The sequence below is a fragment of the Micromonospora sp. IBHARD004 genome (assembly GCF_052814115.1).
This window is the reverse complement of the sequence record NZ_CP199934.1, coordinates 6,595,119-6,612,018: the sequence shown is the minus strand read 5'-3', so window position 1 is coordinate 6,612,018 and position 16,900 is coordinate 6,595,119. Positions and strand designations below refer to the sequence as shown.

9 protein-coding genes and 1 tRNA gene are annotated in these 16,900 nt (G+C 71.5%); 5 read left to right on the top strand and 5 right to left on the bottom strand.

The annotated features are described in order from the left end of the window. Nucleotides 1-45: 45 nt before the first annotated feature. On the bottom strand, nucleotides 46-753 hold the full coding sequence (gene deoD / locus ACTWO6_RS32155) for a purine-nucleoside phosphorylase (RefSeq protein WP_446217409.1): 708 nt from the start codon (nucleotides 751-753) through the stop codon (nucleotides 46-48). 75 nt (nucleotides 754-828) lie between these two features. Here deoD and ACTWO6_RS32150 point away from each other — a divergent pair. From ACTWO6_RS32150 to ACTWO6_RS32140, 3 genes are all read left to right on the top strand, one after another. Further along, nucleotides 829-915: transfer RNA gene (locus ACTWO6_RS32150), tRNA-Ser, on the top strand. 217 nt (nucleotides 916-1,132) lie between these two features. Further along, nucleotides 1,133-2,353: a tetratricopeptide repeat protein gene (locus tag ACTWO6_RS32145; RefSeq protein ID WP_446217408.1), complete on the top strand. Its 1,221-nt coding sequence runs from the start codon at nucleotides 1,133-1,135 to the stop codon at nucleotides 2,351-2,353. Nucleotides 2,354-2,885: 532 nt separating this feature from the next. Next, nucleotides 2,886-4,013, top strand: a complete 1,128-nt coding sequence (locus ACTWO6_RS32140) for an RNA-guided endonuclease InsQ/TnpB family protein (RefSeq protein ID WP_446217407.1) — start codon at nucleotides 2,886-2,888, stop codon at nucleotides 4,011-4,013. Nucleotides 4,014-4,024: 11 nt separating this feature from the next. On the opposite strand, the gene ACTWO6_RS32135 is transcribed toward ACTWO6_RS32140, so the two are convergent. The 3 genes from ACTWO6_RS32135 to ACTWO6_RS32125 all read right to left on the bottom strand — a co-directional run bounded on the left by ACTWO6_RS32135 (nucleotide 4,025) and on the right by ACTWO6_RS32125 (nucleotide 9,429). Continuing rightward, nucleotides 4,025-5,113 carry a hypothetical protein gene (locus ACTWO6_RS32135; RefSeq protein WP_446217406.1) on the bottom strand — a complete coding sequence of 363 codons (1,089 nt, stop codon included), beginning with the start codon at nucleotides 5,111-5,113 and terminating at the stop codon, nucleotides 4,025-4,027. Nucleotides 5,114-6,005: 892 nt separating this feature from the next. After that, nucleotides 6,006-6,485 (bottom strand): hypothetical protein, encoded by a 480-nt coding sequence (locus tag ACTWO6_RS32130; RefSeq protein ID WP_446217405.1) that lies wholly within the window; start codon nucleotides 6,483-6,485, stop codon nucleotides 6,006-6,008. A 493-nt stretch (nucleotides 6,486-6,978) separates the two neighbouring features. After that, nucleotides 6,979-9,429 (bottom strand): low temperature requirement protein A, encoded by a 2,451-nt coding sequence (locus ACTWO6_RS32125; protein ID WP_446217404.1) that lies wholly within the window; start codon nucleotides 9,427-9,429, stop codon nucleotides 6,979-6,981. Between the two features lie 687 nt (nucleotides 9,430-10,116). Here ACTWO6_RS32125 and ACTWO6_RS32120 point away from each other — a divergent pair. Continuing rightward, complete coding sequence (locus ACTWO6_RS32120; protein ID WP_446217403.1) at nucleotides 10,117-10,914, top strand: hypothetical protein; 798 nt, start codon at nucleotides 10,117-10,119, stop codon at nucleotides 10,912-10,914. Nucleotides 10,915-11,392: 478 nt separating this feature from the next. Here the strand turns inward: ACTWO6_RS32120 and eccD are convergent, their stop codons facing one another. Next, nucleotides 11,393-12,796, bottom strand: a complete 1,404-nt coding sequence (gene eccD / locus ACTWO6_RS32115) for a type VII secretion integral membrane protein EccD (protein WP_446217402.1) — start codon at nucleotides 12,794-12,796, stop codon at nucleotides 11,393-11,395. A gap of 99 nt (nucleotides 12,797-12,895) precedes the next feature. Here eccD and eccCa point away from each other — a divergent pair, with 99 nt between their 5' ends. Further along, entirely contained in the window at nucleotides 12,896-16,858 is a 3,963-nt protein-coding gene (gene eccCa / locus ACTWO6_RS32110; protein WP_446217401.1) for a type VII secretion protein EccCa, read from the top strand. The last annotated feature ends 42 nt before the right edge of the window (nucleotides 16,859-16,900 follow it).

The window sequence follows — 16,900 nt, the reverse complement described above, 5'->3', positions numbered from 1 at the left end:
CGCCCCGCCACCGGAGGGTGGCGGGGCGGCGAGGCTGCGGAAGGGTCAGGCGATGGCGGTGTCGAGGGCGATCTCGACCATCTGGCTGAAGGTCTGCTCGCGCTCGGCGGAGGTGGTCTTCTCGCCGGTCTTGATGTGGTCGCTCACGGTCAGGATGGTCAGCGCCCGCGCCTTGAACCGGGCGGCGATCGTGTAGAGCGCCGCGGACTCCATCTCGACGGCCAGCACGCCGTAGTCGGCGAGGGCGTCGTAGAGGTCCGGCCGGTCGGTGTAGAAGGCGTCCGCCGCCAGGATCGGCCCGACGTGCATGGTGATGCCGCGCCGCTCGGCCACCTCGACCGAGGTGCGCAGCAGCCCGAAGTCGGCCACCGGGGCGTAGTCGATCAGCCCGTCGAAGCGCATCCGGTTCATGTTCGAGTCGGTGGACGAGCCGATGGCGGCGACCACGTCCCGCAGCGCGAGGTCCTCGGTGAGGGCACCGCAGGAGCCGACCCGGATCAGGGTCTTCACCCCGTACTCGTTGATCAACTCGTGGGCGTAGATGGAGGCAGAGGGCATGCCCATGCCGGAGCCCTGGACGGAGACCTCGACGCCGTTCCAGCGGCCGGTGAAGCCCAGCATGCCGCGGACCGTCGAGTAGCAGCGGGCGCCCTCGAGGTAGGTCTCCGCGATCCACTTGGCCCGCAGCGGGTCACCCGGCATCAGGACCCGCTCGGCGATCTCTCCCGGCTCAGCGCCGATGTGCGTACTCATGGCAAAGATCCTGCCAGGCCCGGCCCCGGGATACCGGTTCGGCGTCCACACCCGCGGTCCTGTACCCTACTCGGCGGTGGCGTGTCCGAGTGGCCTAAGGAGCACGCCTCGAAAGCGTGTGAGGGTGCAAGCCCTCCGCGGGTTCAAATCCCGCCGCCACCGCTCGTGAGATGCGAGAACGCCCGGTCGGTCCGTGAGGACCGGCCGGGCCTTCCGCTTGTGGTCTCAGTTTTGGTCTCAGTTCGCGCTCAAGGGCCCCTTTTCGGGTCCTTTGCCGGGCTGTCCCAGAGCAGCCCGCCGACGCGCTGGGCGATGCCTTGACAGGTGGACGTAAGCACTGTGCCGATTGCTGGTACGCCACCTCTCTACACTGCTCGGCGTGGCATTGCAGGCGTACGACCGTGGGATGCTCGCCGTGCAGCGCCGGGCCTTCGAGGAGGCTCGTGACCAGTTGGAGCTGGCCGGGCCGGATGGCCGGGCGCTGCTGCTGCTGGGCCAGTTGGCCAGCAGCGGTCACGGCGAGCCGGCAGATCCGGTGAGGGCCCGCGGGCTGTACGAGCGTGCGGCTGAGTTGGGCAATGCCGAGGCGGCTCACAACCTCGGGGTCCTGTACGCCACCGGCCGAGGTGTCGCGCAGGACCAGGCGGCGGCATTGCGGTGGTATCAGCGTTCGGCCGAGTTGGGCAATGTGCCCGCTCGCCGGATGGTCGGTCTGATGTACGCCACCGGTCAGGGCGTGCCGGCGGATCAGGACGAGGCGGAGCGACACTGGCGTATGGCAGCAAGCGCCGGGGAGGTCCAGGCGCTGCACGATCTGGGCACGCTCTTCGCCTACCACAAGGTGGACCTGCCGGAGGCTGCGTCCTGGTACCTGGAGGCCGCCAAGGCGGGCATCGAGGTGGCCAAGAGGGAATTGGCTCTGCTCGCGCCGAAGCTCCGCATGCCGGCTTCGGTGGACCGCCGGGCGCGCACGATGCTCGGCGTGATCCGCGCCTTCCATCTCGGCGATCCGGCCGGAGGTGCGAAGCTGCTGGCCGTATCGGCGGACGACGGTGACCCGATCGCCCAGCGCACGCTCGCTTACCTAATCCAGCACGGCATCGGCACGACACAGGACGACGTCCGGGCAGCCGCTCTCTACCAGGCCGCCGCCGAGGCAGGGGACTCGCTCGCTGCGTTCAACCTCGGTGTGCTGGTTGGTGGGTCTTACGAGGCGGTGCGCTGGCTGCGCCAGGCCGCCGAGGCCGGGGTCACTGAGGCGTACTCACGGCTGGGTGACCGGCTCAGCGAGCGTGATCTCGACGAGGAGGCGCTGCGGTGGTACGTGCGGGGCGCCGAGGCCGGTGACAAGGGCAGCATGTTCGCGGCGGCCTGCTGGCACCGCGACGGATTCGGCGGGTCGATCGACCTTGTGCAGGCACTTCGGTGGTACCTGGCCATGCTGAATGTCGGCAGCGGCGACGGCATCGACGAAGCGCACGCGATCGTGCCAAGAATGACCGCCGGCGAAATCCACGAGGCGGGCCGGCTCGCGGGCCGGCTGCTGGAGGCGGACCTCTTCGTTCAGCGCCAGACTTCCCCTAGCGCTGCGTCCGGTTGACCCGATGCTTACGGCGGCGCCCGCGCCCGCTGCACGCCGGAGTTCCCCGCTCCACTCACACTGGGCGGAGTGCGTGACGTAAGCGAGATGCCGCCGCTCCCGCACCCAACGGACTCGCTCGACAGTCTCGGACCTCTGGATGTGTGCGTACCACCAGAGGCCGTCGCGACGCTAGTGCTCTGACCACAAACGTTGACCGGGTTGGTCGGGGTTGGGTAAGTGTCGTAGGGGTGGTGTTGGCTTCGGTTCGTGCCTCGTCGTCGGGATCCCGCCGCCCCGCGGGTCGTGCACCGCACCGCACGCGTCGCGTTGCGGGTGACGCCCGGCCAGCGGCGCCGGTGTTTCGGGCTGCTGCGCTCCGCCGGTGATGTGTGGGCGTGTGTGCTGGAGGCCAACACGTGGCGCCACCGCCGTGGCGACGCGCCACTGGTCGGCTATCAGCAGCTTTGCCGGGAGTTGGCCGCGTCGGGGCCGGGCACGTTCGCGGAGCTGGATTCCACGGGTGCCCGGTCGGTGTTACGTCGGTTTTCGGATGCGTGGTTCGCGGCGGCGAAACGCCGGCGACCTGTCGGCCCGGTTCCCGCGTCGCCGGCGGGGGCTGATGCCGCTGCGCTGGTATCACGGCACGTTCACCCTCGACGGGCGCCGCGTCCGGATCCCGACCGCCAGAGGCACTACCCCGTTGTGGGTGCGCCTGGCGCGGGAGGTGCCGTATCCGGCCGAGCAGGTCCGGTCGATCACCCTGCTGTGCGAGGGCGGTCGGCTGTTCCTCGACGTGACCGCCGAGGTGCCGGTGGCGGTCTACCCGCCCGGCGAGGAGCCGGATCCGGCCCGGGTGGGCGGGGTGGATCTGGGGATCATCCACCCGTACGCCGTGGCCGGCCCCGGCGGGGAGGGGTTGTTGGTGTCGGGGCGGGCGATCCGCGCCGAGCATCGCATGCACCTGGCCGACATCAAGGCCCGCCGCCGTGCCGTGGCCCGCCGGGCGCCGAAACCTGGTCAGAAGGGGTCGCGGCGGTGGCGGCAGTACCGGCGTCGGGCACGCCTGGTGGAGGGCCGGCACCGGCGCAGGGTCCGTCAGGCCCAGCATGAAGCCGCCCGCACCGTCATGTCGTGGGCGGTGGAGCAGCGGGTCGGTGTCCTGCACGTCGGTGACCCCCGCGGTGTACTCGACATCCCTACCGGGCGGCGGCACAACCTGCGGTTGCGGCAGTGGCAGATCGGCCGGCTCCTGCAGGTCCTCACCGACAAGGCCACCCTGGCCGGTATCACCGTCCGGCTGGTCGACGAACGCGGCACCTCGTCCACCTGCCCCGCCTGCGGAAGGCGGGTGCCGAAACCCCGTGGCAGGACCTTGTCCTGCCCGCACTGCGCATTCTCCGGCCACCGCGACCTCGTCGCGGCCGCCAGCATCGCCACCCGTGTCCCGGGCGGCGGACCCACCACCCCGACAGCCGTTGCGCTGCCGCAGGTGGTCACGCACCGCCGAGCCGGCCGGCACCTGCCCGGTGCCGGCCAGTCCCGACGTGACCCCCGCCGCCCACCCCGGGCAGCGCGAGGATCAGTTGGCCCGCGGAGGCCCGCCCCACCACCGGTGGGGAGTCGCTCGCCCTTCAGGGCGAGGATCCACAACACCCACCGCAAACCCGGTGAACGTTAGTGGACACCGCACTAGCCTGCTCCTTCAGCGGTCGCGGCAAGTGCTGCGGCGAGAGCTGCGGCCCGTTCCGGCCCGAGTAAGGCGACGATTGCGGCGGCGGCGGCGTCTGGGTCCTGCCCGCCGAGTTTGCGTACGGTCGCTTCAGCGACCTGATCGGCGGTCGGGGGAGCGGGCAGGGCGGCGAGCACGGCGCGTTCTTCGTCGGGGCTGGAGCTTTGCCGCGCGGTCATTCCACCCAGTGCCTGAACTGCCTCGTAGGTGTCGTTGAGTACGCCCAGGGTGGACTTGCCTGGAGGGATGCCGCCGCCGACGTACTGCCACGGGAGCGCTCGCATCTGCGCGGCGACGGTCGGGTCGCGCAGGATCGCTGAGAATTCTGCGGGGGTCATGGTGTCCTCTTTCGTCAGTAGGGCCCGCAGTTGCGCGAGGGTGCCACGGTATGCGTTGCAGTCGGTCTGCCCGGACGCGCCCGGGCAGTCGACGTTGGACCCGTACTGCCAGACGGTGGGGGTCACCCCGCCGTAGGCGGCCCAGCCTGGGCCACTGTCGCCGCCACGGGCCGCGTAGACGGCAGCGGGTGAGCCGTCGGGATTGGTGCCGTAGTTGCTGGAGACTAAGGGCGCATGGAGCACGCGCAGGTCTGGGCGGCCGAGGTGCCCGTCCCACATCCACCGGGGCAGGTACACCGCCAGTAGCCGGTGGTCGACGGTGTGCCAGCGGTCGACGAACTGGCGTACGTCGTCGAAGCGTGGCCACAGGCCGTTGTTGACCAGCTCGGTATAGCGCTCGACGTCGAGCATTGCCCACACCGCTCTGACGCCATCGAGGGTGCGGCGTAGGTAGTCGACCTGTCGGTTGATGCTGGCCTGGTCGCCCTTGATCAGGTTGTGGTAGCCCCCAATGACGTCGAAGCCGGCGGCGCCGGCGCCGCGCGCCATGTCGGCGAAATGCCGGGTGGTGGGGTTGTAGCCCTGAGGATCCCCGTAGGTGGCACGCAGGCACAAGACCGGAGACGTGGCCCTGCGAATCGCCGCCCAGTCGAACTGGCCCTTGACCCGGTCCCAGTCATGGTGCGACAGGTCGACGTAGATCACAGTCATCGCCGCTCACCTCTTCGCCCAGTCAGACTCCAACACGACTTCGACCCGATCTCTGAGAAAAGCCCGGTCACGAACACTTCCGTTGTCCGACGCGCTCGACCCACTCGAACCGGCCCGCGGCGCACGCGCGCCGTCCCGGACCCGCTGGTCATTTGAGCCTCCACCCGGGCTCAGCCGCCCGTGGCGCCCTTCTCCGTTTCCACCAAGCACGTATGAAGATGGCACTCTGCGCTCACAGCCGGCTCATCGTCGGCTCAACGATTCAGGGGCTTCAGCGTCAGAACCGGCAGGGACATCACCCTCAGCCGAGAGACCTTCCAGTTGTTCGAGCAGGATGTCAGGCGGGTATCGCCGACGGTGATCAATCATGGGGAGATGACGGGATCGCGGCGAGGATCATCTCGGGGCTCACAGCGTTTGCTCCTCACGCGCGTGATCGAACGGCGGCCGCCGGCATGGCCTTGATCCGGGCGCGGCCAGACCCGGTGTCCTCCGAGCAGCCGACCACCATCGGATATGTCCAATACGGGCTTTGCTGACTCCCACACCGGGCTGCAGCGCCAGACGCGGGCTGCGCCCGCCGAGCCGGGGCCGCCCCTCGATGACCTGGCGGAGCCAGGACCGCGGCTCATCGAAGCCGCGGCGCTGCTGGCTCGAGTAGGGCATCCCCCAGAGGGCCGATCGGCACGACACGGAAAGACCCCGTTCTGGGGGGAACGGGGCCTTCCTGTGCGCGCCATGCGGGAACCCGGGGGTCGAGGGCATACCCGCTCCGGTTGGTGGTCGCGCACCCGACCCTGTCTAACCGGTCACTAGCGCATCAGAGGTAGATACGGTAAGACCGCCGCGGACTGCAGCTTGGCGGGGCCAGCAAGCAAGGCAGTGCCGCACGTCAGCCAGGAGACCGGGACAGGTAGGGGGCTATGTGGCGGATGATTAGCCCGTCCGGGTCGTGATATTCGAGGACAACATCCAGTTGATCGTCGGCATCTGGGGCCCCATCGCCTGTCTGGCGGTGACTGACGGCGCGTCGGGGTGCCGGCGGGGCACCAGCGATCACGTCGATATTCACGCGTTGCACATCATCGTCGGTCTGCGCGAACGGTTCGCTTGTGATCACGGCCAGCGCTGACTCAGGCTCGCCGTGATCTGACGGCGAGCTGGCGGCGGACGGGTTCGGCTTCGAGACCAGGCAGCGGCATGCGCGACCGCGAGCGTGCAGCGCCCGCGCGAGCTGACCGACGAAGGCAAGGTGCGAATCGGGACAAGTGACGGCCACACGCAGACCCCTGCCGACCGCCGCGGCCACGATCGCATCGGCAACGCCCGAAAGCACCTCCCGCTCTCGGGCGATCGAGGAGAGATCAAGCACAATAAGACCCTTCCACCCAGACTTGCCGTCACCGGCCGCCCTAACGCGTGATGACGATGCCGCCCGGGTATTGCAGGTCTGGCCTCGGCTACGTCGCCGGGGCGACTTCCATCCCTGCTAGCAGCACAAGCGCAACGAACGTGGGCGCCTGTTACACCGTCCTAACCAGACGGGCTGTTTCGACGAGCTGTACAGCTCGGAAGTACAGCAACGGCCCCAACCGCTGGAGCCCCAGTCCGACCGGTTGGGGCTTGTGGCCTCCTTACGGAGCCCTCTGCGACCACCTCGCCGGTAATCCATAGGTTGAGGGTTACGGGTGTGCGGGCGCCGGCGGTGGAGGTGGTCGTCAGCGAGAAGTCAGCGAGACGCACGACAACAACCGACAACCGCTGGTACAGGACGGCACCGCCCTTGACTCCAACGCCAGTCGTCGACATTGATCGACAATCGTCCATTGCATCGAGCCGTCTTTGCAAGGCAGGCGTCGCCGGGTTCACACCACCTCAGGTGGTCGGGGCCGCTGTTGCAGGTATCTCCGGGCACGTGGCAGCGGACCTCGGCGTTTCACCTCGATCGTCATGAACCCGAGGCAGACTGCGGCCAGTGCGGCGAGCGCGACTAGCGCCGGTAGCTGGGCGGTGGCGGGTGCCAGCGCCGTGATCACCAGGGTTTGGGCGATCCGTTGGGGGTGGACACGGCGGGTTAGCCGCCAGCGGAACGCGTGGTCTGCGAGCAGGTAGATGATCACGCCACCGAAGAGAGCGAGGTGCGGGAGTGTGTAGAGCGGGGCGCCGAGTTCGAATAGGCCCCGGTTGCCCAGCACGGACATCGTCTTGCCGAGCCCGAGCGAGACGAACACGATGCCGGCGATCATCGGCAGGTGCAGTAGCGCATAGGCGTCCTGAGCGAGCGCCGCCCGCTGGGCTCTGCCGCTTGCGGCCAGCACCCGCTCACCATGGATGGCGGTCTTGCTGAAGTAGATCCACCAGAGTGCGGCGAGCAGGGCCGTGCCGAGTGTGGCGGCGACGATGATCCGAGCGGAGATGGGCGTGTAGACCACGGCGGTGCCCATCGAGATGACCGCTTGACCGAGCGCGATGATGATGATGAGGCTGTACCGGTCGGCCCAGTGCTCGGCGGACCAGGTCCACGGGTGACGGGCTCCGACGAGCCGGTTGCCGACCAGATCCACGGCGATGGCGGCGATCCAGAGCCCGGCGCGCGCGGGGGCCAGCAGCCGAATATCGCCGACCGGCTGCGGCATCAACGCGGCGGCAAACAGGATGGCGAGCGCCAGCAGGGTCGGCACGGCGCTGCGCATCACGGCGGCCCGCTGCGTCGGGTCTTGCTGGACGGTGAGCCAGAAGGCGCCGAGGAACAGCAGCCGGATCAACGCGTAGCAGGCCACGAAGACCAGCGGCCCGGGCAGGCCCCTACCGTCGACGTTGAACGCTTCCGGGCTGGCCAGGGTGATCACCGCGGTGAGCGCGACGACGAGCACCATCACCAGGCGCACCACCGGGTGCTCCGAGCGGACCGCGATGCCCAGCCAGGTGTAGGCGCACCAGGCAGACCAGAGAACGATGAGCACCAGCAGCCCCCGAACCACGCCGCGCCAGGTCGGGTCGTCGGCCATCAGGGCGGCGACCTGCAGGAACGCGTACACGTAGACCAGGTCGAAGAAGAGTTCCTTCGGCGTCACCCCGGACTGCTTGAGAACGGGTTGTATTTCAGCGTGCAGCCGGCGATGGCGGTGCCGGAAGACAGTGGCGTCGGCCAGCGCCATGGCGCCCACCGCTGCCGTCAACAGCGCCAGTTGGGCCAGCACCGGCACCTGAGGAGCGATCGCCGCCAGGGATCCGACCAGGAGGATTCCGAGGATGGGTGACCGGCCGAGCAGGCGCAGCGTGCGCACCTCGAACAGGATCAGGCCGACGAGATAGAGGATCACCCCGCCGTAGAGCACCAGCAGCCGCATCTCGACCGACGTTTCCGACGGCAGGCGCAGCGCGGAAAGTGTGTGCTGGAGGCCGAGAGCGACCAGGATGAGCCCGGCCATCATGGGCAGGTGCAGGAAGGTGTACGCGTCGCGCCCAAGGAGCGCTCGTCGGGCCTCCGATACCCGTTCCAGCGCCAGCTCCGCGGCGAACCGGGCGACGTCGAAGTAGGTCCACCACAGCGCCCCGGCAAGCATGACGCCGAGCAGCGCGCCGGCCAGCACGTCCAGGGTGAGCGGATGCGCCACGGCGACACCCTGACCCAGCCCGACCGAGATGATGGCCTCGCCGACACCGATCAGGATGATCAAGCTGTGCCGTTCGGCCCAGTAGCGGATGGATCTGATCTGCCAGGTGCCGGCACCCAGCAGGAAAGTACCGCCGTACCCGGCGACGATCGCGCAAGCGACCAGGGCGAACCGGATCCATTCGCGGGCCACCACGCCCTCGACATACGACGGCGCGAGGGCGGAAGCCAGCAGCGCCAGCTCGCCGGACACGAGCACCGGCCAGGCTCTCGACAGCCGCCGGCGGGTGCCCGGTTCCGCCACGCCAGCGGCGGTGGCGAACACGAGGGCGCCACTACGCGCGATCATGTAACAGACCGCGAACACGACCGGCCCGGAGAGCCCGCCGGGGCGGTCGACGAAGGCCTCCCGGGCCGTCAGGCCCATCACGAAGAGCGTCGCGCTGAGTCCGAACATGAACACCGGCATGATGCCCCGGTCCAGCCGGAGGATGTTGCCGAGCCACGCGTACGGCGCCCAGCAACCCCACAACAGCACGAGCAGCAGCAGACCTCGGGGAAGGCCGGCCGGATTGAGCTGCTCGGCGGTCACACCGGTGACGTTCAGAAACGCGAACACGAAGATCAGGTCCAGGAACAGCTCCAGCCGAGTAACGCTGCCCTCCCCCTGGGCCAGCTGGAGTCGACCGAATCTCCGCACGGACCTCACTCTGCCAACCAGCCGACCCCGCGACAGTTGATCGCCTCAACCAAGCGGAGTCGGGACGGTGGCAACACACACGCCTGCAGTACGCACCCAGGTCGGGCAGCGCGCGCCGCGCGGGCTCGCCAACGAAGCGGGAGCCTGTGACGGGCTACGAGAGCAGGGCAGGTGAGCACGCGCTACCTGTAGTTGGTGTACTGCTGGCCCGCCGGATGCAGGGTGTAGCAGCGCCTGTAGCAACGATGACGGACGACGGCGCACGATCACGTGCTCCCGGAGGGCCGGACGGGGCGGGCCGGCCGCGGGTGGACGCAGTCGGAAGGTTGCCCAGAAGTTACAAACGAGGGGTCACTCCTTTGGTCCGTCTCTGGGCCGGGCCGTCAAAGGCCGACCAACGGCGACGATGACGACCATCAGCACCCGAAGAAACAGCAGGCCAGCCACCATGTAACGGCGGCTGACCTGGTGGGCGACGGACGAGTCGACCTGTACGCGGTCCGCTCCCAGAGGGCGCGGCGACGGCGGCCGGAAGGCAGAGGAGAAGGGCTTCCCTACCTGGCAAAGTGGGCGTTCTCGGAGGTGGTCCCTCCTCTGCCCTTGCACGGCGGCTACCGACAATTCGGGGCAAGGTAACTACTTGCATGCAATCCTGGGAAGATGGGGGGTGGGGTGGAGCCGGAGCGCATGTACGAGCGGGAGACGGCGGCCATCGGCGAGGACCGGGGCGAGGATGTTTATCTCGACGTACCGGAGCTGCATGTCGACTCGCTGGAAATCGAGGTCGAGGACCTGAGGGCGAGGGTATCTCTGCAGGCCGACGTGCTGAGCTTGCTCCGGCTCCATGTCGGGATCGACGCGACACTCGGTAGGGTTCGGCTCGACCTCAAGGGCGTGGACGCCCAGGCACTGCTCAAGGTCCGGTTGGACAACGTTGCTGAGATCTTGAAACAAGTTCTAGCGACAATCAACGCAAATCCGCAGATCGTCGAGGAACTGGCCCGCGGTGCCCGGGCCGCGCTCACAGAGACCGGTATCGGCGCGCGGCAGCTGCTGACGGAGACTGGCCCTGGCGTCGGGGAAGCGGTGGCGGGAGCTACCGAGGGTCTTGAGCTGGGCCTCGGAGGGGCCGCCCAGGGCGTCGGGCGGGCTGCCGAGCAGGCAGGGGAGGCGGTCGGTGAAGCCGCCAGACAAGTCGGGCAGGCCGGCGCCGGCAGCGCCGAACCCCCCGCCGGTCGGCCGGGCCGGCGAGGGGTCCGAGAGACGTCGCAACGACGGGAATGGCGTGCCGAGGCCAGTCCTGAGGGGGACCTCGGCGGCGAGCCGAGCCTGGAAGCGCGCGCCGCAGTCGACGCCGAGAGTTGGCATGCCGGCGAACGGCAGTTTAGGCAGGAACCGGCCGAGCCCAGGAACCCGCCGGGCGCTTCGAGCGGTGAGCGGCCACGCCGCCGCCTGCCAAGACGGGACGGCCCAGAGGGCCAATAATTGCGGCCAACGTCAACCTGCGTGCTGACGATGCAGTGGAGCCGGCCGTCGGCGGACGCGGCCGGACGCATCAGGCGGCATCGTGGACGTCCTGGACGGTGGCGAACGCTGCGACCGTCGCCGGAACCGCCTTGTAAGCGAGACGCAGGGTTGCGCCGAGTCCGCGGGGCCGGGTCTGGCTTGTCCTTGCCGGTCGGTCAGGATCTGCCCATCTGTGATCAAGTTCCACAGCCGGCGGCAAGCGTCGCTCTCGGAGCGGTAGCTCTCTATGACGTAGCACCTCTGGCCGCGTTCGCTGTAATACACAGTCCAGCCAGTGGGGTCATGATCGACGCCAAACCCGCCGTTCGGTAACCCGCCGCTCAGGCTGTACCGCCGCGCCGACACACCTCTCCGGTCCAGCGCGGCCTTCAGCTGGGCGAGATCCATCTGCGCTCCCTACTGAAGCCGGAGTCAGCACTGAGTCCTCTCCGTCCGCTCAGCCGAGCAGGCCACGGGCCCGGTCGTAGAGGTCCAGCACCGCGCAGGCCACCGGCACCACGGAGACCACCAGCGCGGTGTCGGTGAGGTCGGCCAGCCGACCGAGGTACGGGGAGACCGGCCGCCGGGCGTACGTGGTGCCGGCCACCACCGCGACCAGGGCCAGGGCGAGCCCGCCGACGGTCAGCGCGAGCAGGCCGGCGGAGCCGGCCCGGCCGGCAAACACGCCGCCGAGCACGGCGGACCCGGCCAGCCCGGCGGTCACGGCGGGCACCCGGTGCCGCAGCGCGACGAAGAGCCGGGACCGCAGCAGCAGCACGGCCGACCCGACCGCGACCAGCACCCGCCCGGCCACCCCGCCCACCGAGGCGAGCACCGCCGCGGCGGCGACCGCGAGGACGGCGTGCCCGAGCAGCATCCCGGTCAGCATCTCCTCGGTCCGGGCCACCGCCACGTGGACCCGGCCGCGGTCGGGCAGGTCCCGGACCGCGGGCGCCTCCCCGCCCGGCCCGGCGGCCGGCAGGGTGATCGGCGGCAGCGGCATCTTGCCCAGCCGGATGGCCAGCAGCGGCAACGCGCCGAGCGTGAAGACGAGCGCGCAGAGCAGCACCGCCGCGGTGGCCGCCGGGTCGAGGAAGAGCCCGCCGAGGGCGGCGAGTCCGCCGACCGAGCCGACGGTCGCGCCGGCCACGAAGACCCGGGACCGGGTGGCCACGCCGAGCAGGCCGAGCACCGACAGCAGCAGCAGCGCCACCGAGCCGGCCAGCAGCTCGGGGGCGCCCAGCCAGCGCAGCGGCGCGAACGGGCCGACCGGGTCACCCGAGCTGACCGCGAGCGCGCCGGCCGCGGCGGCGTACGGCAGCGCGTACCCACCGAGGGTGGCGCCGGCCGGGCCGTCCCCGTACGCCCGGGAGGCGGCGGTGCCGGCGAGGACGAGCAGCAGCGCCACGGCGGCGGCGACCGGCCAGCCGGTGCGCTGCCCGGGGCCACCGGCCAGCACGGCGAGCAGCCCGACGGCGAGCGGCACCGCCGCCCCCGCCAGCGTCGCGGCCCGGGTGGCGGCGGGCGACCAGGCACTGCCCCGGCGGCGGGCGCCGTCGGCGATCGCCTCGACCACGTCGTCGTACTCCAGCTCGGGCCACTGCGCGCGGGCCGGCACCAGGTGCAGCACCTCGCCGTCGCGCACCCCCTGCGGCAGCAGCGCCTGCGCGGTCGCCAGCACCGCCCCGTCGGTACGCCGGAGCACCCAGCCGCCGTGCCGCTCCCCGTCGTCGGCCAGCCCCTCGCCGGCGTGCCGCAGCACCTCCGGCAGCAGCTCGGCCAAGGGGACCTGCTCCGGCAGGGCCACGTCCACCCGCCGCTGGGGAGCGCTGATGGTGACCCGCGCCAGCCCGGTTGTCATCGACGTTTCTCCATATCGAGCGGGAACGGTGGCTGACGGACGAGAGGACTTTACCTACGATGAGCCAGGCTCGGGTTACCGAGAGCCATGGGAGGCTAAGTGTCCACTGTCGTCATCAAGCGCCCGCCGCGGCGTCCCGCGCCGGAGATTCCGGTCGGTGAGCTGCCCGTGGAGGCGCCGCCGGAGATCCCCGTCGCCGCCGGCGGACGCTGGCAGCAGGCGCTGATGGTGCTGCCCATGCTCGGCGGCACGGTGGCGATGGCGATGATGTTCGGCCGGGGCGGCGGGGCCTACTCCTACGTGGTGGGCGGCATGTTCGGGCTCTCCTCGGTCGCCATGCTGGTCACCTCGTGGGGGAGCGCCGCCGGCACCCCGAAGAAGTCGGAGATGATGGCCGCCCGGCGGGAGTACCTGCGGCACCTGACCGCGCTGCGCCGCCGGGTCCGGCAGACCGCCGGGGCGCAGCGCGCCGGGCTCTACTACCGACACCCCGACCCGGGCCGGCTCTGGTCCACCGTCGACAGCCACCGGGTCTGGGAACGCCGGCCGGGCGACCCCGACTTCGCGGTGGTCCGGGTGGGGGTCGGCCCGCAGACCCTGGCCACCCCGCTCGTCCCGCCGGTCACCCGGCCGCTGGCGGAGCTGGAGCCGATGACCGCGGGCGCGCTGCGGCGCTTCCTCGACGCGTACTCGGTGGTGCCGGACCTGCCGGTGGCGCTCTCGCTGCGCAGCTTCGCCCGGGTCTTCGTCCGCGGTCCCGCAGGCCCGCGGGGCGCCGGCTCGCCGGCCGCGCAGGCCCTGACCCGGGCCGTGCTCGCCCAGCTCGTCGTCTTCCACGCCCCGGACGAGCTGCTGATCGCGGTCTGCGCCGGGCCGGAGCGGCGGGCGCTCTGGGACTGGGTCAAGTGGCTGCCACACGCCCAGCACCCGACCCGCGCCGACGCGCTCGGCCCGGTCCGCCTGGTCACCAGCTCCGCCGCCGAGCTGGAACGGCTCCTCGACGAGGTGCTGGCCAGCCGGTCCCGGTTCAGCCCGGCCGGCCCGGCCACCGACGGGCCGCACGTGGTGGTGGTGCTCGACGGGGGCGACCTGACCGGCGCCACCGACCTGGCCGGGGACGGCGGCATCGACGCGGTCACCGTCGTCGACCTGGACACCCCGCCGCCCCGCCTGCTCGACCGGTACGCCCTCCTGCTCGACCTGGCCGACGGCCGGCTGCACTCGCACTCCGCGGAGGGGCACGCCGAGGTCGGGGCCGCCGACGCGCTGGAGCTCGCCGACGCGGAGGCGGTCGCCCGCCGGCTCGCCCCGCTGCGGCTCGCCGGCACCGTACGCGGACCGGACACCCCACCCGGCGCCGAGCCGGGCCTGCCCGAGCTGCTCGGCCTCGGCGACCCGGAGAGCTTCACCGCCGAGCAGGGCTGGGCGCCCCGACCGGCCCGGGACCGGCTGCGGGTGCCGATCGGGGTCGGCGCCGACGGCGGCACCATCGAGCTGGACCTCAAGGAGTCCGCGCAGGACGGCATGGGCCCGCACGGCCTGCTCATCGGGGCCACCGGCTCCGGCAAGTCCGAACTGCTCCGCACGCTGGTGCTCGGGCTGGCCGCCACGCACAGCTCGGAGCAGCTCAACTTCGTGCTGGTCGACTTCAAGGGCGGCGCGACCTTCGCCTCGTTCGACCGGCTGCCGCACACCGCCGCGGTGATCACCAACCTGGCCGACGCGCTGCCGCTGGTCGACCGGATGGTGGACGCGATCAACGGGGAGCTGGTCCGTCGGCAGGAGCTGCTGCGCCGGGCCGGCAACTTCGCCAGCCTCCGCGACTACGAACGGGCCCGGGCGGCCGGCACCCCGCTCGCCCCGCTGCCGTCGCTGCTGCTGATCTGCGACGAGTTCTCCGAGCTGCTCTCCGCCAAGCCCGACTTCATCGACCTCTTCGTCCAGATCGGCCGGCTGGGCCGGTCCCTCGGCGTGCACCTGCTGCTCGCCAGCCAGCGGCTGGAGGAGGGGCGGCTACGCGGGCTCGACACCCACCTGTCGTACCGGATCGGGTTGCGGACCTTCTCGGCGCTGGAGTCCCGGACGGTGCTCGGGGTGCCCGACGCGCACGAGCTGCCCCGCTCCCCGGGGCACGGCTACCTGCGCGCCGGCACCGACCCGCTGGTCCGCTTCAAGGCCGCGTACGTCTCCGGCGCGGTCCGCCGCCGGGGTGGCCCGGCGGGCGCGACGGGCGCGGGCGCACCCCGGCTGCTCACCTTCTCCACCCACCTGGTGCCGGTGCCGGAGCCGGTCACCCCGGCCGCGCTGCCCGCCGCCGAGGAGGACGCCCCCACCGAGACCCTGCTCGACCTCCTGGTCGGCCGGCTGGCCGGGCAGGGGCCCCCGGCCCACCAGGTGTGGCTGCCGCCGCTGGACTCCTCCCCCACCCTCGACGAGCTGCTCGGCCCGGTCGCCGCCGACCCGGTACGCGGGCTCACCGTCGGCAATCCCGAGCTGCACGGCGCCCTCCAGGTGCCGGTGGCGGTGGTCGACAAGCCGTACGAGCAGCGCCGGGACCTGTTCTGGCTGGCGCTGGACGGCGCGGCCGGGCACGTCGCGGTGGTCGGGCAGCCGCAGAGCGGCAAGTCGAGCCTGCTGCGCACGCTGATCTGCGCGCTGGCGCTCACCCACACCCCGGCCGAGGCGCAGCTCTACTGCCTCGACTTCGGCGGTGGGGCGCTCGGCGTGCTGCGCGACCTGCCGCACGTCGGCGGGGTCGCCGGCCGCTCCGACCCGACCGCGGTGCGCCGCACCGTCGGGGAGATCGCCGCCCTGCTGGCCGAGCGGGAGCGCCGCTTCGCCGAGCTGGGCGTGGAGTCGATGGCGGCGTGGCGACGGCGGCGGGCGGCGGCGCTGGCCAACGGGCAGCCGGGGACGGACCCGTTCGGCGACGTGTTCCTGGTGGTGGACGGCTGGGGCACCCTGCGCAACGACTACGAGGACCTGGAGCCGCTCGTCACCGACCTGGCCACCCGCGGCCTGTCGTACGGCGTCCACGTGGTGGCCGCCTCCGTGCGCTGGACCGACTTCCGGCCGGCGATCCGCGACTTGTTCGGTTCCCGGCTCGAACTGCGCCTCGGCGACCCGTCGGACTCGGTGGTGGTGAAGCGGGCGGTGGCGGCGAACGTGCCGGAGCAGGCCGGCCGGGGGATCACCGCGGAGGGGCTGCACTTCCTCGGCGCCCTGCCCCGGGTCGCCGGGCTGGGCGGGGAGACGGTCGACCTGGTCAAGGCGGTCGTTGGCGCCTGGGCCGGGCCGGCCGCGCCCCGGGTCCGGTTGCTCCCGCCGGTGCTGCCGTACGCCGAGCTGGACCTCGCGGCGACCACCGGCCTGGCCTTCCCGATCGGGGTGGCCGAGGCGGACCTGCACCCGGTGGTGCTGGACTTCGCGACCGAGCCGCACTTCGTGGTCTTCGGCGACGCCGAGTGCGGCAAGTCGTCGTTCCTGCGGGCGCTGGCCACCTCGATCATCACCCGGTTCGCCCCGGAGCAGGCCCGGGTGATCCTGGTGGACTACCGGCGCAGCCTGATGGGCACGATCGAGACGCCGCACCTGATCGGGTACGGCAACGCCGCCCCGCACACCGCCGAGCTGATCGAGTCGGCGGCCGGCTACCTGCAGGGCCGACTCCCCGGCCCCGAGGTGACCCCGGCTCAGCTGCGCTGCCGGTCCTGGTGGTCGGGGCCGGAGCTGTTCGTGCTGGTGGACGACTACGACCTGGTGGCCGGTGGGCCGACCAACCCGCTGCGCGCCCTGGAGGAGCACCTGCCGCACGCCCGCGACGTCGGGCTGCACCTGGTGCTGGCCCGCCGTTCCGCCGGCGCCGGCCGGACCCAGTTCGAGCCGATCATCCAGCGGCTGCGGGAGCTCTCCACGGCCGGCCTGGTGATGTCGGGCGGCCCGGACGAGGGGGCGCTCGTGGGTCAGGTGAGGGCGGGCCCGCTGCCCCCGGGCCGGGGCCGGCTGGTGACCCGCCGTGAGGGGGTCCGGTTGGTGCAGCTGGCCCACCTGCCGCCGCAGTGACCGGAGTCACCGACTCGCACCGTGACGCATGGGAAACCCGGT

Excerpts from the sequence above, each read along its gene's own strand:
- deoD (WP_446217409.1), bottom strand. The coding sequence starts at position 753 with ATGAGTACGCACATCGGCGCTGAGCCGGGAGAGATCGCCGAGCGGGTC.
- ACTWO6_RS32140 (WP_446217407.1), top strand. The coding sequence starts at position 2,886 with ATGCGTGGTTCGCGGCGGCGAAACGCCGGCGACCTGTCGGCCCGGTTC.
- ACTWO6_RS32135 (WP_446217406.1), bottom strand. The coding sequence starts at position 5,113 with ATGACTGTGATCTACGTCGACCTGTCGCACCATGACTGGGACCGGGTC.
- ACTWO6_RS32120 (WP_446217403.1), top strand. The coding sequence starts at position 10,117 with ATGTACGAGCGGGAGACGGCGGCCATCGGCGAGGACCGGGGCGAGGAT.
- eccD (WP_446217402.1), bottom strand. The coding sequence starts at position 12,796 with ATGACAACCGGGCTGGCGCGGGTCACCATCAGCGCTCCCCAGCGGCGG.